General features: G+C 71.8%; 19 protein-coding genes and 1 pseudogene. 8 read left to right on the forward strand and 12 right to left on the reverse strand.

All coding sequences use genetic code 11. From position 1 onward, the window contains the following. Window positions 1–115: 115 nt before the first annotated feature. Together Q8X39_RS16015 and Q8X39_RS16020 are read left to right on the forward strand one after the other, a co-directional pair. Window positions 116–757, forward strand: coding sequence for an NUDIX domain-containing protein (locus Q8X39_RS16015; protein WP_305750680.1), 642 nt, complete (start codon window positions 116–118; stop codon window positions 755–757). A gap of 9 nt (window positions 758–766) precedes the next feature. Beyond that, the gene (locus Q8X39_RS16020) at window positions 767–1315 is read left to right on the forward strand and encodes a DUF1178 family protein (protein ID WP_305750681.1); all 549 of its coding nucleotides are present in this window, start codon (window positions 767–769) and stop codon (window positions 1313–1315) included. An 18-nt stretch (window positions 1316–1333) separates the two neighbouring features. On the opposite strand, the gene Q8X39_RS16025 is transcribed toward Q8X39_RS16020, so the two are convergent. Next, on the reverse strand, window positions 1334–2800 hold the full coding sequence (locus Q8X39_RS16025) for an FAD-binding oxidoreductase (protein ID WP_305750682.1): 1467 nt from the start codon (window positions 2798–2800) through the stop codon (window positions 1334–1336). Window positions 2801–2822: 22 nt separating this feature from the next. Further along, complete coding sequence (locus Q8X39_RS16030; RefSeq protein ID WP_305750683.1) at window positions 2823–3248, reverse strand: DUF2069 domain-containing protein; 426 nt, start codon at window positions 3246–3248, stop codon at window positions 2823–2825. An 80-nt stretch (window positions 3249–3328) separates the two neighbouring features. Between Q8X39_RS16030 and Q8X39_RS16035 the strand changes: the two genes are divergently transcribed. Both Q8X39_RS16035 and Q8X39_RS16040 read left to right on the forward strand, forming a co-directional pair. Beyond that, the gene (locus tag Q8X39_RS16035) at window positions 3329–4621 is read left to right on the forward strand and encodes a YihY family inner membrane protein (RefSeq protein ID WP_305750684.1); all 1293 of its coding nucleotides are present in this window, start codon (window positions 3329–3331) and stop codon (window positions 4619–4621) included. 139 nt (window positions 4622–4760) lie between these two features. Further along, window positions 4761–6398 (forward strand): annotated as a pseudogene (locus Q8X39_RS16040) (methyl-accepting chemotaxis protein); the annotation flags it as partial. Window positions 6399–6419: 21 nt separating this feature from the next. Here the strand turns inward: Q8X39_RS16040 and Q8X39_RS16045 are convergent. After that, a complete protein-coding gene (locus Q8X39_RS16045) occupies window positions 6420–7286 on the reverse strand; it encodes an alpha/beta fold hydrolase (protein WP_305750752.1) in 867 nt (288 codons plus the stop codon). Then, the gene (locus Q8X39_RS16050; RefSeq protein WP_305750685.1) at window positions 7286–8605 is read right to left on the reverse strand and encodes an O-acetylhomoserine aminocarboxypropyltransferase; all 1320 of its coding nucleotides are present in this window, start codon (window positions 8603–8605) and stop codon (window positions 7286–7288) included. Before Q8X39_RS16050 ends, Q8X39_RS16045 begins: the two co-directional genes overlap by 1 nt. 95 nt (window positions 8606–8700) lie before the next feature. Here Q8X39_RS16050 and Q8X39_RS16055 point away from each other — a divergent pair, with 95 nt between their 5' ends. Continuing rightward, window positions 8701–9183 carry a CBS domain-containing protein gene (locus Q8X39_RS16055; protein ID WP_305750686.1) on the forward strand — a complete coding sequence of 161 codons (483 nt, stop codon included), beginning with the start codon at window positions 8701–8703 and terminating at the stop codon, window positions 9181–9183. Window positions 9184–9284: 101 nt separating this feature from the next. Here Q8X39_RS16055 and Q8X39_RS16060 read toward each other — a convergent pair whose 3' ends face one another. Then, on the reverse strand, window positions 9285–9851 hold the full coding sequence (locus tag Q8X39_RS16060) for a chemotaxis protein CheW (protein ID WP_305750687.1): 567 nt from the start codon (window positions 9849–9851) through the stop codon (window positions 9285–9287). A gap of 275 nt (window positions 9852–10126) precedes the next feature. Here Q8X39_RS16060 and aroC point away from each other — a divergent pair, with 275 nt between their 5' ends. The 3 genes from aroC to Q8X39_RS16075 all read left to right on the forward strand — a co-directional run bounded on the left by aroC (window position 10127) and on the right by Q8X39_RS16075 (window position 14731). Then, complete coding sequence (gene aroC / locus Q8X39_RS16065) at window positions 10127–11212, forward strand: chorismate synthase (protein ID WP_305750688.1); 1086 nt, start codon at window positions 10127–10129, stop codon at window positions 11210–11212. Between the two features lie 215 nt (window positions 11213–11427). Beyond that, on the forward strand, window positions 11428–13182 hold the full coding sequence (locus Q8X39_RS16070; RefSeq protein WP_305750689.1) for a methyl-accepting chemotaxis protein: 1755 nt from the start codon (window positions 11428–11430) through the stop codon (window positions 13180–13182). Continuing rightward, window positions 13166–14731 (forward strand): chemotaxis protein CheW, encoded by a 1566-nt coding sequence (locus Q8X39_RS16075; protein WP_305750690.1) that lies wholly within the window; start codon window positions 13166–13168, stop codon window positions 14729–14731. Before Q8X39_RS16070 ends, Q8X39_RS16075 begins: the two co-directional genes overlap by 17 nt. A 31-nt stretch (window positions 14732–14762) precedes the next feature. Here the strand turns inward: Q8X39_RS16075 and Q8X39_RS16080 are convergent, their stop codons facing one another. From Q8X39_RS16080 to Q8X39_RS16115, 7 genes are all read right to left on the reverse strand, one after another. Next, window positions 14763–15917, reverse strand: coding sequence for a protein-glutamate methylesterase/protein-glutamine glutaminase (locus Q8X39_RS16080; RefSeq protein ID WP_305750691.1), 1155 nt, complete (start codon window positions 15915–15917; stop codon window positions 14763–14765). Between the two features lie 68 nt (window positions 15918–15985). Beyond that, window positions 15986–16558, reverse strand: a complete 573-nt coding sequence (locus Q8X39_RS16085) for a chemotaxis protein CheD (protein ID WP_305750692.1) — start codon at window positions 16556–16558, stop codon at window positions 15986–15988. Next, on the reverse strand, window positions 16521–17339 hold the full coding sequence (locus tag Q8X39_RS16090) for a CheR family methyltransferase (protein WP_305750693.1): 819 nt from the start codon (window positions 17337–17339) through the stop codon (window positions 16521–16523). The genes Q8X39_RS16085 and Q8X39_RS16090 overlap by 38 nt, the downstream gene beginning before the upstream one ends. Further along, window positions 17336–17959, reverse strand: a complete 624-nt coding sequence (locus tag Q8X39_RS16095) for a chemotaxis protein CheW (protein ID WP_305750694.1) — start codon at window positions 17957–17959, stop codon at window positions 17336–17338. The genes Q8X39_RS16090 and Q8X39_RS16095 overlap by 4 nt, the downstream gene beginning before the upstream one ends. Window positions 17960–17973: 14 nt before the next feature. Then, window positions 17974–21033 carry a methyl-accepting chemotaxis protein gene (locus tag Q8X39_RS20545; protein ID WP_369538118.1) on the reverse strand — a complete coding sequence of 1020 codons (3060 nt, stop codon included), beginning with the start codon at window positions 21031–21033 and terminating at the stop codon, window positions 17974–17976. 70 nt (window positions 21034–21103) lie between these two features. Then, on the reverse strand, window positions 21104–23077 hold the full coding sequence (locus tag Q8X39_RS16110) for a methyl-accepting chemotaxis protein (protein WP_305750695.1): 1974 nt from the start codon (window positions 23075–23077) through the stop codon (window positions 21104–21106). Between the two features lie 72 nt (window positions 23078–23149). Continuing rightward, entirely contained in the window at window positions 23150–25498 is a 2349-nt protein-coding gene (locus Q8X39_RS16115; protein WP_305750696.1) for a chemotaxis protein CheA, read from the reverse strand. Window position 25499: the final 1 nt, after the last annotated feature.

Below are 25499 nucleotides of genomic sequence, written 5' to 3' on the forward strand. Positions count from 1 at the left end.
GCCTCACGCCGTCGTGGCGTGATGTGCCTCTCGCGGCCCCGTGCAGCCCCCGGCTCGCGGGGCCGTCGTCCATCCTGGGCTCGACCGGGTCGAGCCTTGCTGACAGGATCGAAGCATGACGATCGATGCCAAGCCCCTCCTGCCCACGCTGGCCGACCTGCCCACCGGTGACGAGCACCTGATCGAGCGCCAGCTGCGCAGCGAACAGGTCTTCCGCGGCCGGCTGCTGGACGTGCGACGTGACCATGTCAGCCTGCCCGACGGCGGCGAGGCGACGCGCGAGTACATCGTGCACAACGGTGCGGTGATGGTGATCCCCTTGCTGGATGACGGCCGCCTGCTGCTGGAGCGCCAGTACCGCTACCCGCTGCAGCGCGCCATGATCGAGTTCCCGGCCGGCAAGCTGGAGGCGGGAGAGGCCGGCATCCGTTGCGCCGTGCGCGAGCTGCGCGAGGAGACCGGCTACGAGGCCACCGAGTGGGCCTACGCAGGCCAACTGCACAACGCCATCGCCTACGCGACCGAGCACATCCAGGTCTGGCTGGCCCGCGGCCTGACGGCGGGCCCACGCTCGCTCGACGAGGGCGAGTTCCTCGACGCCTTTGCCGCGACCGCCGATGAGCTGGCCGGCTGGTGCCGCGACGGCGCCGTCACCGATGCCAAGACCCTTGTGGGCCTGCTCTGGCTGCAGCAATGGCGTGCTGGTCTGTGGGACTTGGCCTGGAAGTCCGAAGCCGAACACCTCACCGCCGGATAATTCCGCGTCATGAAGGTCCTCAATCTGCAATGCGGCGCCGGGCACGGCTTCGAAGGCTGGTTCGGCTCCGAAGCCGACATCGCCGACCAGCAGGCGCGCGGCCTGCTGACCTGCCCGGTCTGCAGCAGCCACGAGATCCACCGCCTGCCGTCGGCGCCGCGCCTGAACCTGTCGGGCGCGCGTGAACCCCGTGCGGCCACGCCTTCTCCCGCTGGCCGTCCGCCGGAACCGGTGGCTGCCGGCCAGACCCGCGAGCGGCTGCCCGCCCCGGTCCCGGTGACGCCCCCGGTCAGAAGCCCAGCGATGACACCCGAGGCGGCCGCCCACGCGGCGGTCATGCAGGCGGCCTACCTGCACGCGGTGCGCGAGCTGATGGCACGCACCGAGGATGTCGGCCCGCGCTTCGCGGAAGAGGCCCGCCGCATCCACTATGGCGAGACCGAGGACCGCCAGATCCGCGGCAAGACCACCCCCGACGAGGCCGAGGCCTTGCGCGAGGAGGGCATCGAGTTCTTCTCGGTCGCCGTGCCCGACGGGGTGGATGGGCCGGTGCAGTGAAGCCGCCCGGCAGGCCCTTCAACCAATCGACCCCAGCACCCTGCCCGGATTCATGATCCCCAGCGGGTCGAGCACCCGTTTCACGCGGCGCATCAGGCCCAGCGCGACCGGGTCGTGGCGGGCGGCGAGTTCGTCGCGCTTGAGCCGGCCGATGCCATGTTCGGCCGAGATCGAGCCACCGAACGGGTGGAGCAGGTCGTAGATGCGCGTGTTGATCGGTGTTTCCCAGCGCGCCAGGAAATCGGCCGGCGACACGCCGGCGGGGGCCATGACGTTGTAGTGCAGGTTGCCGTCGCCCCAGTGGCCGAAGTCGATGGGGCGCGCACCGGGCACCAGGGCCTGCACGGCGGCGTCGGCCTGGGCGATGAAGGCGGGAATGCGCGAGACCGGCAGCGCGATGTCGTGCTTGATGTTCAGGCCGTCGGCCGCTTGTGCCAGCGGAATCGACTCGCGCAGGCGCCAGAAGGCCTGGGACTGGCTCAGCGACTGAGCCACCCGCACGTCGCGGGTCAGGCCGTCGTCCAGCGCCTCGGCGAGCACCGCTTCGAGCGTGTCGCGGGCGAGCGCCGCGTCGCTGGCATCGGACGTCTCCAGCAGCACGGTCCAGGGCGATGCCGACGTCGAGGGATCGAGCAGCCCGGAAGGCACGGCCGGCGGCAGGTGTCGGGCGACCAGCGCGATCGACGCGGCGTTCATGACCTCGAAGGCGGTCAGCGCGCCGCCACTGCCGGCCAGCGCGCGGTGCAGCAGCGCCAGTGCGGCCTCGGCGCTGTCGCAGCCGGCCAGCGCGGTGGCCACGCCGCGCGGTGGCGGATGGAGGCGCAGCACGGCCGCGGTGATGACGCCCAGCGTGCCTTCGCTGCCGATGTAGAGGTCGCGCAGGTCGTAGCCGGTGTTGTCCTTGCGCAGGCCACGCAGGCCGTCCCAGACCTCGCCGGACGGGGTGACCACCTCCAGCCCCAGGCACAGCTCGCGGGCATTGCCATAGCGCAGCACCTGCACGCCGCCGGCATTGCTGGCGAGGTTGCCGCCGACGGTGCAACTGCCCTCGGCGGCCAGGCTCAGCGGCAGCAGGAGACCGGCGTCGCGGGCGGCCTGCTGGGCGGTCTGCAGGATGCAGCCGGCCTCCAGCGTCATCGTCAGGTTGGCCGCGTCGACCGCGCGGACCGTGTCCAGCCGGCGCAGCGACAGCAGCAGTTCGTGGCCGCTCTCGTCGGGCGTCGAGCCGCCGACCAGGCCGGTGTTGCCGCCTTGCGGCACGACCGGCAGGCGATGGGCGCTGGCGATGCGCAGCACGGCGGCGACTTCGGCCGTGCTGGCCGGGCGCAGCACGGCGGCGGCCCGGCCGACATAGCGGCGGCGGCGGTCCAGCAGCCAGGCGTCGCCATCGGACCCCGCCAGCACGTCGCCGGTCAGGACATGGGCCGGGCCGATCGCCGCGCGCAGGTCCGCCAGGGCGGCAGCGGGCAGGGCGTCGGCCGACATCGGGACAGGACGACGACCGGCGTCAGCGTGTCGGTGCCGTCGCGGCGGCGACCACCGCTCGGCCGGCCGCCAGGCGCTGGCGCACGTGCAGCGCACAGGCGGTGAACAGCAGCACGCCGAGCACCACCTCGACCAGCGCCAGCGTCGCGCCGGTTCCGGACTCGCTGGTGGCGCGCACCAGGCCTTCGGTCACGTAGAGCCAGACCACCAGGCTGAGCCAGCGGTAGGTGTAGAGCCGCAGCCGCCACAGGCCGGGCAGGGCGAGGAACAGCGGCACGGCCTTGATGGCGAGCGTGCCGCGTCCGGTCGGGGCCCAGGCCAGCTCCCAGCCGACCGCCAGCAGGCCGAGGGCCAGGGCCGCCAGCAGCGCGCCCCAGCGGCTGGCCTGCACGGCGGGCGATGGCCGCGCGGCGGGCGTTTCAGGGACGAGGTCTGGGAGGTCGGACATGGGGGATCGGGTCGGGATCGCGCCGGGCGTGGCGCCGGCTGGAAGGAGCCCGGAACAGGGCGGCTGGCATCATAGCCAGCATGTCCCCGACCCTGAAACCGCAGCTGGCCTTGCCCCAACCGCCGGCCCTGCAAGCCTTGCCGCTCACGCGCTGGCGCCGCCTGCGCGCCTCGGTCCGCCTGGCCTGGCGCTCCTTGCAGACCTGGCCCTGGCTGGACACGCTGCGCACGCTGCGCCAGCGCTTCCGCGAGGATCGCCTCGGCATCGCGGCCAGCAGCCTGACCTTCACGACGCTGATCGCGTTGGTGCCGCTGGCCACGGTGATGTTCGCGGTCTTCACCGCCTTCCCGATGTTCGGCAGCTTCCGCAAGGCGCTGGAGGTCTACTTCCTGCAGAACCTCGTGCCCGACCAGATCGCCAGGCCGGTGCTGATGCAGCTGACGAGCTTCGCGACCAAGGCGCACCGGGTCGGTTCGGTCGGCCTGGTCTTCCTGGGCTTCACCGCCATCGCGCTGCTGCTGACCATCGACCGCGCGCTCAACGCGATCTGGCGGGTGCGGCGCCAGCGGCCGATCGCGCAGCGCGTGCTGGTGTACTGGGCGATCGCCACGCTCGGGCCGCTGATCGCGGGTGTCAGCCTGTCGATGACCTCGTACGCGCTGTCGGCCTCCAAGGGCTTTGTCAGCGCGCTGCCGGGCGGTGTCTCGCTGTTGCTGGACCTGACCGAGTTCCTGCTGATGGCCAGCGGCATGGCCTCGCTCTACCGCTTCGTGCCGGCCACCCAGGTGCGCTGGGCCCATGCCTGGGCCGGCGGCATCTTCGTGGCCATCGGCTTCGACCTGGCCAAGCGCGCGCTGGCGGTCTACCTGCAGGCCACGCCGGTCTACTCGACCATCTACGGTGCCTTCGCCGCCGTGCCCATCCTGCTGGTCTGGATCTACGTCAGCTGGGTGATCGTGCTGATGGGCGCGGTCATCGCGGCCTATGCGCCCAGCCTGCAGATGCGGGTGGTGCGGCCGGCGGCCTTGCCCGGCTGGCGCTTCACGCTGGCCTTGACGCTGCTTCGCGCGCTGGCCGAGGTGCGCGAGACCGAGCGCCGCGGGCTGGGCATGACCGCGCTGGTCGAGCGCCTGCATGTGGACCCGCTGCAGATCGAGCCACTGATCGAGCAGTTGCTGCGGCTGGACTGGATCGGCCGCCTGGACGAAGGCGGCGACAGCCGCCTGGTGCTGCTGGTCGATCCGGCCACCACGCCGCTGGCACCGCTGTGCGAGGCCCTGCTGCTGGCGCCGCAGCCTCAAAACCGCGCATTCGCGGTGGCGATGGGCTGGCAGGAGCGGCGGCTGGCCGATGCGCTGGCCGGCGGCGGCTGACCGTCGCGCTCGGGCATCCGACCGGATCTGTCGGTCCAGACCCGGCCTTTTCAGCCATTTGCATACCCTGATCGGTTCTTAAGCTCGGGTTCCACAAGGGATCGCCCGGCACGTTGCCGGAGACTCAAGGAGCTTGCCCATGCGCACCAACCTGCCGGTCAGCCAGCGCGAGTACCCCTTCCCGGTCGGCACGACGCTGGTGTCGACGACCGATCTGCAAGGCCGGATCACCTACTGCAACCCGAGCTTCGTGACGGTCAGTGGCTACGACCGCGAGGAGTTGCTGGGCCAGCCGCACAACCTCGTGCGGCATCCCGACATGCCGGCGGAGGCGTATCGCGACATGTGGGCCACGATCCAGGCCGGCCTGCCGTGGTCGGCGGTGGTCAAGAACCGCCGCAAGAACGGCGACCACTACTGGGTCATGGCCAACGTGACGCCGCTGATGGACGGCGACCGGCCGACCGGCTATATGAGCGTGCGCACCGAGGCCACGCGCGAGCAGATCCAGGCCGCCGAGGCGCTCTACGCGACGATGCGGGCCGAGGGTGCCGCCGGGCGGCAGGTGCATGTGCTCGATGGCGGCGAGCTGCGCCGCACGGATCTCGCCGGCCGGGTGTCGCGCCTGCTGACCTTCGATGCGGCCCGCCGTGTCGCGGCGCTGCACCTGCTGACTGCGGCGGCGACCTGGGGCCTGATCGAGCTGGCCGAGGTGCTCGACGCCGGCCACTGGCCCTGGCTGTTTCTGTGGCCGGTCGCGCTGGCCAACGGCGCCTGGACCCGCCGGGTCGCCTTCAACCCGGTGGCCCGGCTGACCGACTACGCCAACCGCATCGCCGCTGGCGACCTGACGCAGCGGCTGGCCGTGCGCAGCCACGGCGTGATCGGGCAGTGCGAACGCGCGCTCAACCAGCTGGGCGTCAACCTGCTGGCCATCGTGGGCGATGCACGCACGGGCGTGAACCACCTGCGCAACACGGCCGGCGAGCTGGCCCAGGGCAATCAGGACCTGTCGGGCCGGACCGAGTCGCAGGCGTCCAGCCTGGAAGAGACGGCGGCCTCGATGGAGCAGATCACCGGCACGGTGCGCCAGAGCGCCGATTCGGCGCGTGGCGCGGCGGCCTTCGCCGACCAGGTCAACGCCGTCACCCAGCGCACCGCCGCGGCGGTGCAGGGCGTGAGCCAGACGATGGCGGAGATCAACCACTCCTCGAACCGCATCAACGAGATCATCGGCGTGATCGACGGCATCGCCTTCCAGACCAACATCCTGGCGCTCAATGCGGCCGTCGAGGCGGCCCGGGCCGGCGACCAGGGCCGCGGCTTCGCGGTCGTCGCCGCCGAGGTCCGCAGCCTGGCGCAGCGCACCACCGGCGCGGCGCGCGAGGTCAAGCAGCTGATCCAGGACTCGACCCTCAAGGTGACCGCCGGTGCCCAGCAGACCGAGCAGGCCCGCGCGACGATGGAAGAGGCGCTCGAGTCGGTCCGGCGCATGGCCGCGCTGGTCGGCGAGATCGACACTGGCGCGGGCGAGCAGCTCACCGGCATCTCGCAGGTCAACGAGGCGGTCGCCCACATGGATGCGCTGACGCAGCAGAACGCCGCGCTGGTCGAGGAACTCGCCGCCGCCGCGATGGCGGTGCGCGGCGAGAGCGAGGCCGTTGCCGAGATCGTCAGCGTGTTCCGCCTGAACGAGTCGGAACACCGCGCGGCGGTCGACGCGGTGGCGCTGCGGCGCGGGATGAAGGGCGTGCCGGCGGGGGGCGGATCAGGCCCCCGCCGGCACCGTCCCCAGCGCCTACCCGAGCGCCAACCGCAGCGCCTTCAACAGGCCCTCCGGGTCTTCCTGCATCAGCTCGTGGCCGGCGGCCGGCAAGGTGTGCACGGCCGCGTCCAGCCGCGCACAGACCTCGCGCGCGGCCTGCGGCAGCGTCATGCGGTCCCGCGCACCCAGGATGGCCGTGCTGCGCGTGCGCCCGCCCTCGGCGATGCGGCTGGCGGCATCGAGTCCGCCGGCGTGCTCGTGGCACAGGCTGAAGTCGTGGTGGAACAGGTTGTGCGCCACGCCGGCCACGCCCTTCGATCGATTCAGCACCCGCCGCATCAGCATGCGGCTGGCGCCGTGGTGCCAGGTGCCTGGGCCGGGGTTGCCGGGCTTGGCGCCCAGGCTGCTGTGGCCGAAGCTGACCACCCTCTCGATGGCCTGCAGCGGTTCGCGCGCAGCGGTCTCCAGCAGCGCGGGCGACACCGGCATCGGCACGGCGGTGCCGACCAGCACGAGCCGGTCGACCTGCAGCGGCGCCTCGGCGGCGGCGCAGCGGGCGGCCGCCTCCAGGGCGATCAGCGAGCCCATGCTGTGGCCGACCAGCGCGGCGCGGGCGACGCCCAGCCGGGCCAGCAAGGCCAGCAGCGTGTCGGCCAGGTCGGCCACGCTGGCCTGCACCGGTCCGCTGCTGCGGCCGTGGCCGGGCAGGTCGACGGCCAGCACGCGCCAGCCGTGGTGCGCGAACCAGCGCGCCGGAAGGGTCCAGACGCTGTGGTCGTTGAGCGCGCCGTGGATGAAGACGACGACCGGCCGGCCGGCATCGTCCGACCAGGGCTTGCCGCCGGTGTAGGCGTACAGGTCGACCGGACCGGCGGGGGTGGGCAGGGCGGCGGTCTGCATCAGCGGCTCCCGGCGGCCTTGTCGGCCGCCTTCAGTGCCCGCTTCAGGTCGTCGACCAGGTCGTCGGCGCTTTCCAGCCCGATCGACAGCCGCACCGTGCCCGGGCCGATGCCGGCGGCGGCCAGTGCGGCGTCGTCCATGCGGAAGTGGGTGGTCGAGGCCGGGTGGATCACCAGCGAGCGGGCGTCGCCGACGTTGGCCAGGTGCGAGAAGATGTCCAGCGACTCGATGAAGGCCCGACCGGCCGCGCGGCCGCCCTTCAGGTCGAAGCTGAAGACCGCACCGCAGCCGCGCGGCAACAGGCGCTGCGCCAGCGCATGGTCCGGGTGGCCCGGCAGCTCGGGGTAGGCGACGCGCTCGACGCCGGCCTGGCCGGCGAGGAACGCGACCACGCGGCGGGTGTTGTCGATGTGGCGCTGCATGCGCAGCGACAGCGTCTCGATGCCCTGCAGCATCAGCCAGGCGGTGTGCGGGCTCATGCAGGCGCCGAAGTCGCGCAGGCCTTCGCGGCGGGCCCGCAGGCCGAAGGCACCGACGGGGCTTTCCTCGCTGAAGACCATGCCGTGGAAGCCGGCGTAGGGTTCGCAGAGTTCGGGGCAACGGCCGTGCGCATCGTGCGCGGCCTGCCAGTCGAAGTTACCGGCATCGACCAGCACGCCGCCGACCACCGTGCCGTGGCCGCACAGGAACTTGGTCGCCGAATGCATCACCAGCGCCGCGCCGAGCTCGGCCGGGCGCTGCAGCCAGGGCGTCGCGAAGGTGGCATCGACCAGCAGCGGCAGGCCGTGGTCGCGGCCCAGCTGGGCCAGCGCGGGGATGTCCAGCACGTTCAGGCCGGGGTTGCCCAGCGTCTCGCCGAACAGCAGCCGGGTCTCGGGCCGGATCGCGGCCCGCCAGGCGTCGAGGTCGCCGGGCGGCACGAAGGTCGTGTGGATGCCCAGGCGCGGCAGCGTGTAGGCGAGCAAGTTGTGTGAGCCGCCGTACAGCGCGCTGCTGGCCACGATGTGCTGGCCCGCGCCGGCCAGCGTCGTGATCGCCAGGTGCAGCGCGGCCTGGCCGCTGGCGGTGGCCAGCGCACCGACGCCGCCGTCGAGCGCGGCCATGCGTTCCTCGAACACCGCGGTGGTCGGGTTGGACAGGCGGCTGTAGACGTGGCCCGGCCGTTCCAGGTTGAACAGCGAGGCCGCGTGTTCGGCCGATTCGAAGACGAAGGAGGTGCTCAGGTAGAGCGGCACCGCGCGGGCGCCCGTGGCGCTGTCGGGCGGTGCGCCAGCATGGAGCGCGAGGGTGTCGAAACCGGGATCCGAGACGCCTGCCATGGGGTTCTCCTCGTGTCGGGGCGGCCGGGATTGTGGGCTATATTGAAACCAGAGCGCCCCGTGCGCACCCGCCATTCAGGACGAGGAGAGTTCCCATGAAAGTCAGCGACATCCTGCGCGTCAAGGGCAACACGCTGTTCACGGTTTCGCCGGACCAGCTGCTGTCGGACGCCATCCAGGCCATGAGCGAGAACGACATCGGTTCGCTGGTGGTGATGCACCACGGTGACCTGGTCGGCATGCTGACCTTCCGCGAGGTCATCCAGGCGGTGGTCAAGAACGGTGGCGCGGTCGGCCAGTCGACCGTTCGCGGCGTGATGGACGACCATCCGCTGACCTGCACCCCGGCCACCGAGATCGACGAGGTGCGCCGCATGATGCTGGAGCGCCATGCCCGCTACATGCCGGTGCTGACCGAGCGCACGCTGATGGGCGTGATCTCCTTCTACGACGTCGCCAAGGCGGTGGTCGACAGCCAGGACTTCGAGAACCGCATGCTCAAGGCCTACATCCGCGACTGGCCGGTCGAGGAAGAGGCGGCCGACCAGGCCAGGGCGGCGCAGGCGACCGGCGGCTGACGCGGGCGTCGTTCCCGCCAACGCCAGAAGGGCACCGCAAGGTGCCCTTCGTCGTTCTGGACGCGCACTTGGCGCGTCCTGGCTGGCCGGGCCGCAGGGGCTCAGTGCATCGCGGCCTCGATCAGGCCCATCTCGGCGCCGCTCATCAGGGCCTCGATGTCCATCAGGATCAGCATGCGGTCGGCGACGTTGGCGATGCCGGTGATGTAGCTGGTGTCGACGGCGGCGCTGATGTCCGGCGCCGGGCGCACGGCCTCGCCAGGCAGTTCCAGCACGTCGGAAACCGAGTCGACCACCGCGCCAACGACGCGGCCGCGGATGTTCAGCACGATCACGACGGTGAAGCCGTTGTAGTCGGCGTTGTCGCATCCGAACTTCAGGCGCAGGTCGACGATCGGCACGATCACGCCGCGCAGGTTGACCACGCCCTTGAAGAAGGGCGCGGCGTTGGCGATGCGGGTCGGCGGTTCGTAGGAACGGATCTCCTGGACCTTCAGGATCTCGATGCCGTATTCCTCGCTGCCGAGGCGGAAGGTCAGGAACTCGCCACCCAGGTGGCTGGAGCCTGCCGCGCCGTGGGCGCCGCCGCTGGCGGAGCGGCCGGCCAGGCCGCTGTTGGCGCTGTGGCTGCTGCTGGTGGCCGGGAGAGAGTCAAGAACCATGCTCATGGGTTACCTCGGAGTGCGTTCGCGGGTCGGTCGGGTGACTTGACCCCGTCCCTGGCCATCCGGAAGACCCGTGAAGGTGGAACCGAAGGCGGGGTGCTGGAGATGGATTGTTCGCCCCGACCCCCCGGCCCGAACCGACGAGCAACAGGCCTTTTGCCGGCCTTCTCCCGCGCTGGACCGGGGGCCCGTCGACCGCCCCGCCGACCAGCCGGCGCAGACCCCCCGCCTACAATCGATGCCCCTGTTTCCCACGCCTGCGCTGGCAGGTCCGCACGATGTCCGGCAGCACCTTCGGTCACCTGTTCTGCGTCACCAACTTCGGCGAGAGCCACGGCCCGGCGATCGGCTGCGTGATCGACGGCTGCCCGCCCGGCCTGGCCCTGTCGGAGGCCGACATCCAGCCCGACCTGGACCGTCGCCGCCCCGGCACCAGCCGACACGTCACCCAGCGCAACGAGCCTGACCAGGTCGAGATCCTGTCGGGCGTCTACGAGGGCCTGACCACCGGCACGCCGATCGCCCTGCTGATCCGCAACACCGACCAGCGCAGCAAGGACTACGGCAACATCCTCGACACCTTCCGGCCCGGTCACGCCGACTACACCTACTGGCGCAAGTACGGCCTGCGCGACCCGCGCGGCGGTGGCCGCTCCTCGGCCCGCATGACCGCGCCGATGGTGGCCGCCGGCGCGGTGGCCAAGAAGTGGCTGCACGAGGTACACGGCACCACGTTCACCGGCTGGATGAGCGCGCTCGGCGAGATCGGCATCCCCTGTGAGGACGAGTCGCAGATCCCGCTGAACCCGTTCTTCGCGCCCAACGCCGGCATCGTCGAGCGCCTGGAGGCCTACATGGACGCGCTGCGCAAGGCCGGCGACTCGGTCGGCGCGCGCATCGAGGTGCGCGCCCGTGGCGTGCCGGTCGGCCTGGGCGAGCCGCTCTACGACAAGCTCGATGCCGACATCGCCCACGCCATGATGGGCATCAACGCGGTCAAGGGCGTGGAGATCGGCGCCGGCTTCGCCAGCGTGGCCCAGCGCGGCAGCGAGCACGGCGACGCGCTCACGCCCGGCGGCTTCGCCAGCAACCATGCCGGCGGCGTGCTGGGTGGCATCTCGACCGGGCAGGAACTCGTGGTCTCGCTGGCCATCAAGCCGACCAGCTCGATCCGCAGCCCCAAGCCGTCGATCAACCGCGCCGGCGAGCCGACCGTGGTCGAGACCTTCGGCCGCCACGACCCCTGCGTGGGCATCCGCGCCACGCCGATCGCCGAGGCCATGCTGGCCCTGGTCGTGATGGACCACGCGCTGCGTCACCGCGCCCAGTGCGGCGACGTGCACCTGCCGATCGCGCCGATCTGAGGGCGGACGGAAGGCGCCCTGCCGCACCAGGCTGAGTACACGCCGAACAAGATCACAAAAGACCCGATCCGGCAGCGCTTCTTCCTCAACTGAAAGCCGTCTCCGCGGTTTACCTTCTCGTGTCCCCGAGCTGCGCCAGTACCCCGCGCGGCCAGGGCACCGCCGTGCCGATTCGGGCCGGCGGTGACGACCTGACCTGCGATGGAGACGCACCCGTGTATGCACCCCTGATCCCGCCGACGGTCCCTCAAGGCGATCCCGGTCGCGAATGCACCGCCCTCGAACGCACCGCCCTCGACGAGGCCGCTGCGCTGTACGCCTCGCTGGAGCAGACCCACGCGATGGCCCACTTCTCGCCCGACGGTCTGATGCTGTGGGCCAACGGTCCCTACCTCGAACTGTTCGGCTACGACGCCAACGAGCTGATGGGCCAGCATCACCAGGTCCTGTGCGAGATCGGCATGCCGTCCCACTCGGACGACATCGCGATGTGGCACCGCCTGCGCACCGGCCTGATCCAGCGCGGCGACTACCACCGGCTGCACAGCGACGGTCGCGCGATCCACATCCAGGCCAGCTACCTGCCGCTGACCGGGCCCGGCGGCGAGGTCCGCAAGGTCATCCAGCTGGCCGCCGACGTGACCGAGCAGCGCCAGGCGGCGCATGAATCGCGCGCCTGGGCGACCGCGATCTCGCGTTCGCAGGCCGTGATCGAGTTCGACCTGAACGGCCGCGTGCTGCGGTCCAACGACAACTTCCTGCGCCTGCTGGGCTACCAGGCCGGCGACGTGCTGGGCCAGCACCATCGCCTGTTCGTCGATCCGGTCGAGGCCGCCTCGACCGCCTACACGGTCTTCTGGGACCGCCTGGCGCAAGGCGACTTCATGAGCGGCGAGTACCGCCGCATCGGCCGCGATGGCCGCGAGGTCTGGATCCAGGCGACCTACAACCCGGTCTTCGACCTGACCGGCAAGCCGGTCAAGGTCGTCAAGTTCGCCCAGGACGTCACCGCCATCAAGCTGCGCAACGCCGAGTTCGAGGCCAAGGTTGCCGCGATCGACCGCGCCCAGGCGGTCATCGAGTTCGACCTCGACGGCCACGTGCTGACCGCCAACCGCAACTTCCTGGCCGCCATGGGCTACACGCTGCGCGAGATCCAGGGCCAGCACCACAGCCTGTTCTGCACGCCCGACCACATCCGCAGCCCCGACTACCGCGACTTCTGGCTGCGCCTGGGTGAAGGTCATGTCGTCAGCGGGCGCTTCCACCGCCACGGCAAGTTCGGCCGCGACGTCTGGATCCAGGCCGCCTACAACCCGGTGATGGACCTCAACGGCCGAGTCATGAAGATCGTCAAGTACGCCTACGACGTGACGCACGAGGTCGAGCTGGAGCAGCGCGTTCAGAACAAGTCGCGCGAGCTGTCCGACAGCGTGCGCGGCCTGATCGACTCGATCACCCTGATCGCCACGAACTCCGGTGCGGCCGAGGCGGTCGCACAGGAGGCCATCCAGGTGGCGAGCGCCGGGCACCAGGCCCTGACGATGTCGATCCAGGCCATCGGCGTGATCGAGACCAGCTCCGAGCAGATGGCGCAGATCGTGCGGACCATCAGCGAGATCGCCTCGCAGACCAACCTGCTGGCCTTCAACGCGGCGATCGAGGCCGCGCGGGCCGGCGCGCAGGGCGTCGGCTTTTCGGTCGTGGCCGTCGAGGTCCGCAAGCTGGCCGAGCGCAGCGCGCAGGCCGCCGACGAGATCACCCGGCTGATCCAGCAATCGGTCCAGCAGATCTCGCACGGTGCGACGGTCAGCCACGAGGCGGCCCACAGTTTCGAGGCCGTGCTCGCGGCGATCGAGCGGGCCGGGCGCAGCGTCACCGCCATCGCCGGCTCGACCGAGAACCAGCGCCAGGTCGCCGACCGCGTCGCCGTGCTGATCGACGAACTCAGCCATGTCGAAGCGCACTGAGGCGGCCGAAGACGACCGGAGTCACTGGGGCAGCTTCACGCTCGACGGCGCGCGCTACGCCGTCCCGCTGGCGCAGTTGCGCGAGGTGGTGCCCGCCGGACCGGTCGCGGCATGGCCCGGCACGGACCGCTGCGTGGCCGGCGCGATCGAGCTGCGTGGGCTGATGCTGCCAGTGGTCGACCTGCGCAGGCTTTCTGGCCCGCAAGCCGCAGCTTCGGCACCGTCCGTCGCAGGGACCGTTCCGCCCGCCCCGCTGGTGGTCGTGATCGCCCACGACGGGCAGCTGCTCGGCCTGTGTGCCGATGCGGTCACCGGCATCTTCCGGGCCGACGCCGACCGGCTGAACCTCGTCAGCCATGCCGACGGCAGCGCGCCCGCCGTGCGCGGCAGCCTGCAGCGGCGCGACACCGGCGAGGTCCTGAGCCTGCTCGACCCGGCCGCGCTGATGACCCTGCCGCAGGTGCCGCGCTGCCGCGATCCACGCCGCATCGACGCTGACGAGGCTTCCGAATCCGACGAGGCTGGCAATGCCCGCGTCCAGGGCCCGTCGACGCACTGGTTGCTGCTGGCGGTTGGCGACTGGCACCTGGCGATCGACTCGGCCTGCGTGCGCATGGCCGTGCCGCTGGCCGGCCTGAGGGCCAGTGTCCTGAGCCGCATGCCCGGCAATGCCGACTGCCTCGGCGAGTGGCCGCATCCGACCCAGCCGGTGGTCGTGATCGACCCGCTGGTCCGCGCCGGCCTGGGCGCGCTGCGCGAGGGCGAGGCCCGCCAGGCCGTGCTGATCGACACCGACGGCGGCCTGCTCGGCCTGGCCATCGGCGCGGTGCTCGACGTCTGCCGATGCCCGGCGGGTGCCTTGCAGCCGCTTCCGGGTGGCCGCGTGAGCCGGCCCGAGTGGTTTGCCGGCGTGCTGAACGCCGATGTGCCGGATGCCCGGCGGCCGGTGGTCGCGCGCGACGACCCTGCCGACCGTCCGGTCCTGGCCCTGGATGCCGCGCGCTGGACCCGCCATGCCGAGCTGGCCGGCATGGCCAGCCTGCACGGCGAGCGCCGCGACCGCGAGGCCGCGCCGGCGTCCGAGGCCGCCGCGGCCGAGCGGCTGACGCTGGTCACCTACGCGCTGCCCGCCGAGGCCGGCAGCGCCATCGGCCAGATCGACGAGGTCCTGCCCTGGCAGGCCGACCGTGCCGGCCTGGAAGACGACGGCCGCAGCCCCTGGCTGGGGATCGTCATGCATCGCCAGCACCCGATCGTCCTGCTGTGCCTGCGCCGCTGGAGCGGCGTGGCCAGTGGCCCGGTCGAGCCGTCGTCCTGCATCCTCGTCGTGCGCAGCGGCGAACACCGCGTGGGCCTGGTCGTCCCGCGCCTGCTGGCCATCGAGGCCGCCAGCTGGCAGGGCGCCATCACCGGCGTGCTGCGCTCGCGCAACCCGACCCCGATCAGCGCCGCCCGCCTGGCCCAGATCGACGACCCTGCCGGCTCGCGCCGGCTGGTGCCGGTGCTGGACCTGCAGGACATCGCGGGGAAGGCGTTGGCGGCGCGTTGAGCGCGCCCACGTCCGCCGGCGACGTCCTGCCTCAAGCCAGCGCGCGCGCCTGCGGTGCGTCGATGCGCTTGATCCAGGCGGGGATGTCGTCCAGCGCGAGCTGGGTGTCGGTGCCGCCGTGGCGGACCGCCTCGCGCGGCATGCCGTAGACGATCGAGCTGGCCTCGTCCTGGGCGGCGGTCAGGGCACCGGCCCGGCGCATTTCCAGCAGGCCGCGCGAGCCGTCGTCGCCCATGCCGGTCAGCACCATGCCGACCGCGTTCGCGCCCGCCACCTGGGCGACCGAGCGGAACAGCACGTCCACCGAGGGCCGGTGGTGGTTGATCAGCGGGCCGTCCAGCACCTCGACCACGTACTGCGCGCCGCTGCGCTTCAGGCGCATGTGGCGGCCACCTGGGGCGATCAGCACGCGGCCGTTGATGACTCGTTCGCCGTCGCGCGCTTCCAGCACCTCCAGCTGGCTGATGCGGTCCAGCCGGGCCGCGAAGCTCGCGGTGAAGTTGGCCGGCATGTGCTGCACGACCACGATGCCCGGCACCGTGCGCGGCAGGTCGCGCAGGATCTTCTCGAGCGTCTGCACGCCGCCGGTGGACAGGCCCAGCGCGATCACGCGGTCGGTGGTGCGGGCCATCGCCGAGGCGGTGGCCGATGCCGGGCTGCCGACCGGGCCCGTGGTGGCCGGGCTCGTGCTGGCGGGGCTCGTGCTGGCCGGGCTCGTGGTCATCGGTCGCCGCCCGGCAGTCGCTGGCGCTGGCGCCTTCGGCATCGCGGCGCGGACCGCCCGCAGGTTGGCCTGGGCCGCCGCACGCACGGCTTCGACCAGGCCGTTGCTGGTGTCTTCCAGGAAGTTGCGCAGGCCGATCCTGGGCTTGGTGACGAAGCCGACCGCGCCAGCCTCCATGGCCTGCAGCGTGGTTTCGCAGCCGGCCTCGGTCAGCGTCGAGCACATGACCACCGGCGTCGGCCGCTCGGCCATCAGCTGGCGCAGGAAGCTGATGCCGTCCATGCGCGGCATCTCGACGTCCAGCACCAGCACGTCGGGCCAGTCCGAGCGCATCTTGGGCAGTGCGAACAACGGGTCGGAGGCGGTGGCGATCACCTCGATGCCGGCCTGCGTCAGCAGGTCCGACAGGTGCTTTCGGACGACGGCCGAGTCGTCAACGATCATGGCCCGGATGGCGGTCATGGGTTGCTTCCTGAGGGGTTCTTGTTCTGTGGTTCTTGCTCTGCATGTCCTGGACGTGGCGGGTGTGCTCAGCGCTCCGAGCGGCGCATCGCGACCTCGCCCGAGCGCATGTCCAGACGCACCGACCGCGGCACGTCGTCGCCGACGTCCACGCCCATCAGCTGGAAGCCGTGGCGGTCGACCAGCTCCCAGCCGATCTCGATGTTGCGCACGCCCACGTTGGGCTTGTGCGTGAGGTGATCGGGCAGGGTGTCGGCACCGCCGTAGAGATGGGCCTCGTACTCGTCCGGCCGGGTGCCGACGTGGGCGATGGCCTCCACCAGCATGGCGACCGCCTCGGCCGCATAGCGGCCGTCGCGCAGCGTCGCCTCGATCGCGTTGCGGTCGGGCAGCAGGTAGTGGCACATGCCGCCGATGCGGCGTTTCGGGTGCCACAGCGTGATCGCCACGCAGGAGCCCAGCAGCGTGCGCACGCTGGCGGGCTGGTTGCCGAAGTAGAGCTGGCCGGGCATCAGCAGCAGGTCCGAGCCCGGCTGGGCCCGCGCGACCACGCCGGTCGGCAGCGGGGCCGGCGAGGCGGCCCTCGCGACGCGCCCGGCCGCCTCACGCGGCGTGGGCGTAGACGGCAGTCGCGACCGCACGGACGGGCAGGTCAAGGTTGGAGAGGGATTCAGCATGGCCGGTGTACAGGAGTCCATCAGGCTTGAGCTGGCCCAGCACACGCCGCACGATGGCGGCCTTGGCGGGGGGGTCGAAGTAGATCAGCACGTTGCGCAGGAAGATCACGTCGAAGCTGCCGAGCGTGCGCGGCAGGTCGCGCATCAGGTTGGCGCTGTCGAAGCGGACCCGCTCGCGCAGCTGGCGCTGCACCAGCACCTGGCCCTCGTACTCGCCGGTGCCGCGCAGGCAGTGGCGCTTGAGCCGTGCCGGGCTGAGGTTGCGGGCCCGTTCCATCGGGTAGAGCGCGCGCCGGCCGTGCCGGACCATCGCGGTCGACAGGTCGGTGGCGGCGATCTCCCAGCGGGCGCTGGCGCCGAGTTCCTCGTCCAGCAGCATGGCCAGGCTGTAGGCCTCCTCGCCCGACGAGCTGGCCGCGCTCCACAGCCGCAGCGTGCCGCCGGTCGAGCCCGGTCCGCGCATCAGCTCCGGCAGCTGCGCCTTGAGGTGGTCGAAGTGCTGCGGCTCGCGGAAGAAGTAGGTCTCGTTGGTGGTCAGCTTGTCGATCACCCGCGTCAGCTCTTCCGGCGACGCCGCCTGCATCAGCTGGTGCACGTAGTCGTCCAGCCGCGCATGGCCGGCCTGCTGCGCCAGGCGCTGCAGCCTGCCCTCGACCAGCGGCTTCTTGGCGGCCACCAGCCGGATGCCCGAGACCCGCTCGAACATGCCGACCACGGCCTCGAAGGATCCCTGCGAGAGGCTCATGCGGCGAGCCTCTGGTCGTGCGGCGCGTGGCCGGAGCGGGACGGTTGGGCGTGATGGGCGTGATGGGCGTGATGGGCCTGATGTGCGTGCTGCGCGTGATGGCCCGACGCCGGCTGCGCATGCGCGACGATCTCCGCGCCGAGCGCCGCCTCGTCGAGCACATGGCTCAGCGACAGCACCGGCGTGACCTCGCCGCGCAGCCGCGCGAAGCCGGCCAGGTAGTGGCCGGGAATCGCGGTGCCCAGCGGTGGCACGGGTTCCAGCCCACCGGGTGGATGCTCGGTCACCTCGTGTACCGCATCGACCAGCAGGCCCAGCGTCTGCGGGCGCTCGCTGTGCTCGTCGTGGCTCTCGACGATCACGACGCAGCTGCGCCGGCTGCGGGTGGCGTGGCCCAGGCCCAGCCGGTCGGCCAGGTCGATCACCGGCACCACCGCGCCGCGCAGGTTCATCACGCCGCAGACGAAGGTCGGCATCAGCGGCAGCGCGGTCAGCGTGGTGAGCTTGAGGATCTCGCGCACCTGCGCGATCGCGACCGCGTAGCGCTGGTCGCCCAGGGCCAGCCGCAGCAACTGGCCGGCCGGGTCGGAGCCGTCGGGGGAGGACATCGTGGCGCTCATCGGCGGGGCTCCGGTCAGAAGCGGGTGAAGGCGGCCTCGTCGACCACGTCGGCCCAGGTGACCGACGAGCCGCCGCGCGGGGCGGCGGCCGGCCGGGCCGGGGCTGCCGCGGCCTTGCGTGGCCTGGCGGCGCTGGCTGCGGTGAAGGCCGGCGTGGCCACCGGGGCCGGGCTGTGGCGGCGGGGCTTGACCGGCGTCGGGCTGACGCCGGCCTGCGCCATCGCGTCCGATTGCAGCCGGAAGAAGGCCATCAGCTCCTGCAGCTGGGTGGCCTGGGCCGACAGCTCCTCGGCGGTGGCCGACAGCTCCTCGGCGGCCGAGGCGTTCTGCTGGGTCGAGCCGTTGACGTGCTCCATCGCCGTGTTGATCTGGGTGACGCTCTCGGCCTGTTCGCCCGAGGCGGCCGCGATCTCCTGCACCAGCTCGCTGGTCTTGTTGATCGACGGGACCATCTGCGAGAGCAGCGTGCCGGCCTTCTCGGCCATGGTCACGCTGGAGCCGGCGAGCTGGCCGATCTCCTGCGCGGCGACCTGGCTGCGCTCGGCGAGCTTGCGGACCTCGGCGGCGACGACCGCGAAGCCCTTGCCGTGGTCGCCGGCACGCGCCGCCTCGATGGCGGCGTTGAGCGCCAGCAGGTTGGTCTGGTAGGCGATGTCGTCGATGATCGAGATGCGCGTGGCGATCGCCTTCATCGCCTCGACGGTGCGGGCCACGGCCTCGCCGCCGTCACCGGCCTCGCGGGCCGCCTGGGTGGCCATGCCGTCGGTCATGTGGGCGTTGTCGGCGTTCTGCTTGACCGAGGAGGCCATCTCCTGCAGCGAGGCGCTGGTCTCCTCGATGCTGGCGGCCTGCTCGGAGGCCGCCTGCGACAGCGACTGCGAGGTGCTCGAGACCTGGTTGGCCGCCGCGGTCAGCGACTGGCTGGCGGCGTTGACCTGGGCGATGGTCGTCACCAGCTGGGCGATCATCTGGTTCATGTCGCCTTGCAGGCGCTCGAAGATGCCCTCGAACTGGCCTTCCACGGACTGGCTCAGGTCGCCATCGGAGATGCGCGTCAGCGCCTCGCTGAAGGTGTTGAGGTTGGTCTCGGTCGTGCCGACGACGGTGTTGATGCCGTCGCCCAGCGTCTTGTAGAAGCCGGTGGCGCCGGCCGTGTCGATGCGGTTGCCGAAGTCGCCACGCGCGGCGCCCTGGACCACCTGGGTCACGGCTTCCTCCAGCTTCACTTCCTCGGTCCGGTCGGCCCACTCGAAGACCGTGCCGACGCGCTGGCCGTTGCCGTCGGCGATCGGGCTGGTCGACAGGGCGACCGTGACCTGGCCCGCCTTCCACTGGCGCCGATCGGTGGTGCGCAGGTTCTCGACCAGGCGGCGCTGCGCGACCGGCTCGGTGTGGAAGACATCGAAGCTCTGGCCGACCAGGTGGGCCGCGTCGAAGTTCGGCAGCTGGGTGCGCAGATCGGGCTCGATGCGGGCCAGCAGCGCGCGGCTGGCGTCGTTGCCGTAGCGGATCAGCCCGTCGGCATCGGCGATCAGCACCGCGCTGGGCACGCCGTCCAGCGCCATGCGGATGCGCAGGTTCTCGGCGGCGGCCGTGGCGGCCTCGCGCAGGCGCTCGCGCACCGGCTCGATGGCATCGTTGACGAAACGCTTCTTGCCCGGCAGCGGCGCGAGCGGCTGCTCGAAGTCGCCGTGGCCGAAGGCCTGCACGACGCCCAGGGCCTGGCGGCTCATGTCGATGTGGCTGGCGACCATCGCGTTGATGCCGTCGGCCATGCTGGCGTAGTCGCCGCGGTAGTGGCTGGCATCGAGCGTGACGTCGATGTCGCCGCGGTCATGCTCCGTGGCCATGGCATTCATCTCGCCGATCAGGCGGGTCAGCGTGGTGCGGGCCTGCTCGAAGGACGTGGCGATCTGCGCGAACTCGTCGCGACCGGCGGCGTGCACCGGCTGGTCGAGCTGGCCGGCAGCGACACGGCCGGCGTCGTCCTGCAGCAGCCGGGCCGAGCGGCGGATCGAGCCGACCGTGGCGGTGTAGAGGTAGATCGCGGCCAGCAGGCCGGCCACCGACAGCCCCACCATCGTCAGGCGTTCACGCGTGATGCGGTCCACGCGGGCCTGCAGCTGCTCGTTGAGGGCTGCGACGGCGGAGTCATGGAACTCGAAGACCTTTTCCTGCACCTGGTTGCTGGACTCGAACAGCGCGTTCGGGTCCATCCGGGTCGGGCCGACGACCGCGATCTGGCGGACCTTGGCCACGAAGCCGTCGACCGCCGTCATCGCCTCGGTCCAGCCCTTGGGGGCCGTCAGGCCGTTGCGTTCATAGGCAGCGATCGCACGCCGCAGGCCGTCCTCGGCGGTGGTCATCTCATGCGCGATGGCCTCGATGCGGGCCACGTCGTCGGCATGCACCTGGCCTTCGGCGACCGGTTCGATCGCGGCATCGCGCAGCAGCGCCAGCGCGTCCAGGAAGGGCACGATGCGGTTGAAGGCGGCGTCCTGCAGGAAGTAGGGTCCGGCATCGGGCTCCAGCAGCACGCCCGAACTGTCCAGCACGCCGTGCGTGAGGTTGGCCAGCTGGCTGGCCAGTGCGGTGTAGGCCGCCTCGCGCGTGGCCTTGTCGGTCTGGCCGTTCAGGCGCGTGAACTGGTCGATCTGGGTGCGCACGTCCTTCCAGCCCTTGGCGAACTCGGCGTGCGTCGCGGCCTCGGAGGCCGCGACGGCCTTGTCGACCATGGCCAGGTCGTCCGCCAGCTGCTTGCTGCGGCCTTCGAGCAGGGCCTCGGCGCCCTCGACCTTATTGGCCACCAGGTTCAGGGCCGAGCGGTAGGCCCGCACCGGATCGGCGGCATCGATCAGCTCGTTGGCCAGCGGCGTGGCCATCAGCTCGCCGCGGGTGTACGCGAGGTCGGCGTTCTGCTTGATGACCAGCTGGCCCAGCAGGCCCAGCAGCGGCACGGCCAGCACGGTGGCGACCAGCGCGAACTTGGCGCCGAGCGTCATGCGCTGGAGCAGCGGGTTGACCGGCGCGAACAGGCGCGGCGGTCGTTGGGTGACGGGGGTCGTCTGGGACATGGTCGTCTCCGAAGCGGTGGATGCGGGCAGGGTGTGACGCGTGGGCGGGGGCCGGTGGCGGGGTCGCGCCTCAGGCGGCCATGGCCGCCTGGCGGGATGTGGCGTGGCGCGGGGCCGCCGGCGCGGGGGCCGTGCTGAGCCGGTACTGCGAGACCAGGTGCTGCAGCTGGCTGGCCTCGTCATCGAGCTGGTCGGCGGTGGCCGAGAGTTCCTCGGCCGACGCGGCGTTGACCTGGGTGGCGTGGCTGACCTCGTCCATCACCGCATGCAGCTGGGTGACCTGGTCGGCCTGCGACTGGGATGACCGGGCGATGTCCTGCACCAGCGCGGAGGTGCGCGCGATCGAGGGCTGCATCTGCTGCAGCAGCGCGCCGGCCTGTTCGGCCATGCCGACGCTGTCGGCGGCCAGTTCGCCGATCTCGCGGGCGGCGACCTGGCTGCGCTCGGCGAGCTTGCGGACCTCGGCGGCGACGACCGCGAAGCCCTTGCCGTGATCGCCGGCACGCGCTGCCTCGATGGCGGCGTTGAGCGCCAGCAGGTTGGTCTGGTAGGCGATGTCGTCGATGATCGAGATGCGCGTGGCGATCGCCTTCATCGCCTCGACCGTCTGCAGCACCGCGCTGCCGCCCTGGGTCGCTTCCTGTGCGGCACGGGTGGCGATCTCGTCGGTCTGGCGGGCGCTGCGGGTGTTCTCGGCCACGCTGCCGGACATCTCCTGCAGCGAGGCGCTGGTCTCTTCCATGCTGGCGGCCTGCTCCGAGGCCGACTGGGCCAGCGACTGCGAGGTGCCGCTGACCTGCGAGGCCGCGATCGACAGCCGCTCGGCCGCCTCGCGCACCTGGCCCAGCGTCAGGCCGACGCCGCCCATGACCTCGTTGAGCATGTTGCCGAGGTCGCGGTAGAAGCCCTCGGCGCGATCCATCGAGACGCGGGCCGAGAAGTCGCCCGACGAGGCGGCCTCGGCCAGCTGCGTCAGCGCCTGCTCGGCGGCCAGCTGGTCGGTCAGGTCGGACCACTGGCCGACGCTGCCCAGCGTGCGCCCGGCGCTGTCGCGCACCGGCGTGGTGATGACCTCGTAGGTCCGGCCGCCCAGCACCATGCGGGTCTGGACCCGCTGGGTCAGGCCGCGCAGGCGGGCCACCGCCGCTTGCGGATCCTTGTAGAACACGCCCACCGAGGCGCCGAGCACGGCTTCCGGGTCGAAGCCCGGCAGGTCCTGGCGGAAGGCGGCGGCGTCGCGGCGCAGGATCTGCCGCAGCGCGTCGTTGAGGTAGACGATGGTGCCGTCCGCATCGGCGATGCGCACCGGCATCGCGGCGGCATCGAGCGCCTGGCGGATGCGCAGCGCGGCCTCGCGCTCGGCATGCTCGGTGGCCTGGCGGGCCTGGGCCTCGGCCTGCTCGCGCAGGCTGGTGCTCAGGTCCTTCCATTCGCACAGCAGGCCGGCGGGCTTGCCGGCGGCATCGTGCATCGGCGTCAGCGCCAGCTCCAGCGTCAGCCCGTCGACCGAGAGGCGCTGCAGCCCGGCCGCGAGGTCGATGCGGGCGCTGGCCGCGCCGAACAGCTGGCTCAGTCGCTGACCCACCCAGTGGCCGCCGGACGTGGCGGCGTTGCCGGCACGCGTGCCACGGGCCTGCGTGCTGGCGTGGGCCTGGACCCGGTCGAGCAGCTGCTGCAGTGCCGGGTTCAGGTGGTGCAGCGTGCCGTCGGCGTGGCAGGCACCGATCGCGCTGGTGCTGCAGGCGATCACCTGCAGCAGCTCGCCGGCGCGGGACGCGTGGCGGTCGTGTTCCTGTTGCAGCGTGGCCAGCCGCACCGACAGCGTCGCGGCGTCCGCCAGCTGCGCGTCCAGCCGACCGGCCAGCGCCTGGCGGGCCTGGCGACCGGCCCAGACGGAGGTGCCGGCCAGCACGGCCGCAGCCACGGCCAGCAGGCCGCCACCGAGCGTCGGCGGCGCGATGCCTGCGAGGCCTGCACCGATCGCCGCAATCGGCGCGAGCAGGGCGGAGACGGTGCTCAGACGCATCGGGTGGTCGGTCATCATGGTGTGGGGTCGGTGCGTGGGACGGTGGTTCGGGGAGATCGGTGCGGGCGTGGGCATCGCGATGTCAGTGCATCAGGCGTGACCGGGCACGGCGGCATGGCCGATGCGCTGCGGCGTGACATGCCCCATCAGGCTGGGCACGTCGATGACGAGGGCGACCTCGCCGCTGCCGAGGATGGTCGAGCCGGCGATGCCGGGCAGGTGCTGGAAGATCCGGCCCAGCGGCTTGAGCACGGTCTGGTGCTCGCCCAGCAGGCGGTCGACCATCAGGCCGACCTTGCCGGTGGCGGTGCGCACCAGCAGCATGCTCTGGCGGTTCGGGCGCTGGCCGGCGACGCTGAAGCAGCTGCGCAGGTCGACCCAGGGCAGCACCTCGCCGCGCAGGTCGAAGCAGCCGCTCAGGCGCGTGTCGGCGGCGCTGCGGCAGGCCGGTGGCGACTCGATGCACTCGACCACGGTCTCCAGCGGCAGCACGTAGTGCACGTCGCCGACGCTGGTCAGGAAGCCGTCGATGATGGCCAGCGTGAGCGGCAGCCGGATCTGCATCGTCGTGCCGGTGCCGACCTGGCTGGCGATGTGGATCTGGCCGCGCAGCGCGTCGATGTTGCGCTTGACCACGTCCATGCCGACGCCGCGGCCGGAGATGTCGGTGACCTTCTCGGCGGTCGAGAAGCCGGGCGCGAAGATGAGCTGGTGGACCTCGGCGTCGCTCATCGCCGCGTCCTCGGCCACCAGGCCGCGTTCGACCGCCTTGGCGAAGATGCGCTCGCGGGCCAGGCCGCGGCCGTCGTCGCTGACCTCGATGACGATCTGGCCGCTCTCGTGGTACGCGTTGAGGGCCAGCCGGCCGCGCGGGTTCTTGCCGTGCGCCTGGCGGTCCTCGGCCGCTTCGATGCCGTGGTCCAGGCTGTTGCGCACCAGGTGCATCAGCGGATCGGCGATGGACTCGACCATGGCCTTGTCCAGCTCGGTGTCGCCGCCGGTGATCTCCAGCGCGACATCCTTGCCGAGCGCCTTGCTGACGTCGCGCACGACCCGCTGGAAGCGCGCGAAGGTCTCTCCGATGGGCACCATGCGCAGGCTGAGTGCGCCGTCGCGGGCTTCCTGCACCAGGTCGTGGATGCGTTGCGCGGCCTCGATGAAGCCGGGCGAGTTCTCGCGCTGCGCGACCAGCTGGGCGCCGGAGCCGGCGATCACCAGTTCGCCGATCAGGTCGATCAGGTGATCGAGCTTGTCGGCGCTGACGCGCAGGTAGCGGTTCTCGTCGCCGCGCTTCTCGTGGCGCTTGTCGTGGGCCTTGTCCTGGGTCTTGTGGCCGACCTTGTCGCCGCCCGCTTTGCCGCCCGTGTTGCCGCCAGCCTCGCCGCGCCGGTCAGCCTCGTTCTGGCGACGTTCGCCGGTGCCGCCGCGGCGCTCGATGTCGATCGGCGCGAGCGTGCCGGCGGCCTGGCCGGACTCGGCGGCGTCGAGCACCTCCAGCACCTCGGGCAGCGCCAGCGCCTCGGCGCTGTCGGTGCGGCGCAGCGGCAGCACGATGCCCAGCGCCAGCCAGCGCTGCAGCAGCGCGCGGCGGGCCTCGGGCTCGCCCTGGCTGCGCAGGTCCAGCAGCGCGTCGTGGTCGTGGGTGTCGGCATCGGGGGCCAGCAGGGCCAGCGAACAGTCGTCGAGCACGAACTCGAAGACCTGCTCGATCGCTTCGCGGCTGGCCGTGCTGTGCAGGCGGATCTCGAAGCCCAGGTGGCAGGTCTCGGGGTCGAGCGTGTCCAGGCCGGGCAGGCCGTCGGCGACGGTGTCGATGCCGGTGACCGTGCCGACCGTGCCGAGGTAGCGGATGAAGGCGAGCGGGTCCAGGCCGTTGCGCAGCACGTCGGCGCCGAAGCGCAGCGACAGCAGCCATTGGCCCTGGCCGGGCCGGTCGTCCAGCGTCAGCGCGGCCAGGCCGGTGCTGCCGCAGGCGGCGGTTTCGGTCGCCGATGCGGCAGGGGCGGTGGAAGCCGGCGCCTCGTGGCCCATCAAGCGGCGCAGCTCGGCGCCGAGCGTGCGGCTGTGGGCCTGCACGTCGGCATCGCAGTCGTCCAGGCCCTGCCGGCCGGCGCGCACTTCCAGCAGCAGCCGGCCCATCTGGTCACGCGACTGCAGCAGCGCGGCGGCCACCTCGTCGCCGAAGGCCAGCGCGTCGCTGCGCAGGCATTCCATCAGCGTCTCCACCTCGTGGGTGAAGGCGACCACGGCCTCGCAGCCGAACAGGCCGGCGGTGCCCTTGATCGTGTGGGCGGCGCGGAAGGCCGCGTTGAGCAGCTCGTGGTCGTCGGGCGCGGACTCCAGCCCGAGCAGGGCGTCCTCGAACTGCTGCAGCAGCTGGTCGGCTTCCTCCAGGAAGCCGTCGCGTGCGGCGGCCAGGATGTCGTCGTCGTCGGTCATC

The organism is Leptothrix discophora (assembly GCF_030705305.1).
Classification (GTDB): domain Bacteria; phylum Pseudomonadota; class Gammaproteobacteria; order Burkholderiales; family Burkholderiaceae_C; genus Sphaerotilus; species Sphaerotilus discophorus.

Coding starts and splice junctions, on each gene's coding strand:
- Q8X39_RS16015 (WP_305750680.1), top strand. CDS start 116: ATGACGATCGATGCCAAGCCCCTCCTGCCCACGCTGGCCGACCTGCCC.
- Q8X39_RS16020 (WP_305750681.1), top strand. CDS start 767: ATGAAGGTCCTCAATCTGCAATGCGGCGCCGGGCACGGCTTCGAAGGC.
- Q8X39_RS16025 (WP_305750682.1), bottom strand. CDS start 2,800: ATGTCGGCCGACGCCCTGCCCGCTGCCGCCCTGGCGGACCTGCGCGCG.
- Q8X39_RS16030 (WP_305750683.1), bottom strand. CDS start 3,248: ATGTCCGACCTCCCAGACCTCGTCCCTGAAACGCCCGCCGCGCGGCCA.
- Q8X39_RS16035 (WP_305750684.1), top strand. CDS start 3,329: ATGTCCCCGACCCTGAAACCGCAGCTGGCCTTGCCCCAACCGCCGGCC.
- Q8X39_RS16045 (WP_305750752.1), bottom strand. CDS start 7,286: ATGCAGACCGCCGCCCTGCCCACCCCCGCCGGTCCGGTCGACCTGTAC.
- Q8X39_RS16050 (WP_305750685.1), bottom strand. CDS start 8,605: ATGGCAGGCGTCTCGGATCCCGGTTTCGACACCCTCGCGCTCCATGCT.
- Q8X39_RS16055 (WP_305750686.1), top strand. CDS start 8,701: ATGAAAGTCAGCGACATCCTGCGCGTCAAGGGCAACACGCTGTTCACG.
- Q8X39_RS16060 (WP_305750687.1), bottom strand. CDS start 9,851: ATGAGCATGGTTCTTGACTCTCTCCCGGCCACCAGCAGCAGCCACAGC.
- aroC (WP_305750688.1), top strand. CDS start 10,127: ATGTCCGGCAGCACCTTCGGTCACCTGTTCTGCGTCACCAACTTCGGC.
- Q8X39_RS16075 (WP_305750690.1), top strand. CDS start 13,166: ATGTCGAAGCGCACTGAGGCGGCCGAAGACGACCGGAGTCACTGGGGC.
- Q8X39_RS16080 (WP_305750691.1), bottom strand. CDS start 15,917: ATGACCGCCATCCGGGCCATGATCGTTGACGACTCGGCCGTCGTCCGA.
- Q8X39_RS16090 (WP_305750693.1), bottom strand. CDS start 17,339: ATGAGCCTCTCGCAGGGATCCTTCGAGGCCGTGGTCGGCATGTTCGAG.
- Q8X39_RS16095 (WP_305750694.1), bottom strand. CDS start 17,959: ATGAGCGCCACGATGTCCTCCCCCGACGGCTCCGACCCGGCCGGCCAG.
- Q8X39_RS20545 (WP_369538118.1), bottom strand. CDS start 21,033: ATGTCCCAGACGACCCCCGTCACCCAACGACCGCCGCGCCTGTTCGCG.
- Q8X39_RS16110 (WP_305750695.1), bottom strand. CDS start 23,077: ATGATGACCGACCACCCGATGCGTCTGAGCACCGTCTCCGCCCTGCTC.
- Q8X39_RS16115 (WP_305750696.1), bottom strand. CDS start 25,498: ATGACCGACGACGACGACATCCTGGCCGCCGCACGCGACGGCTTCCTG.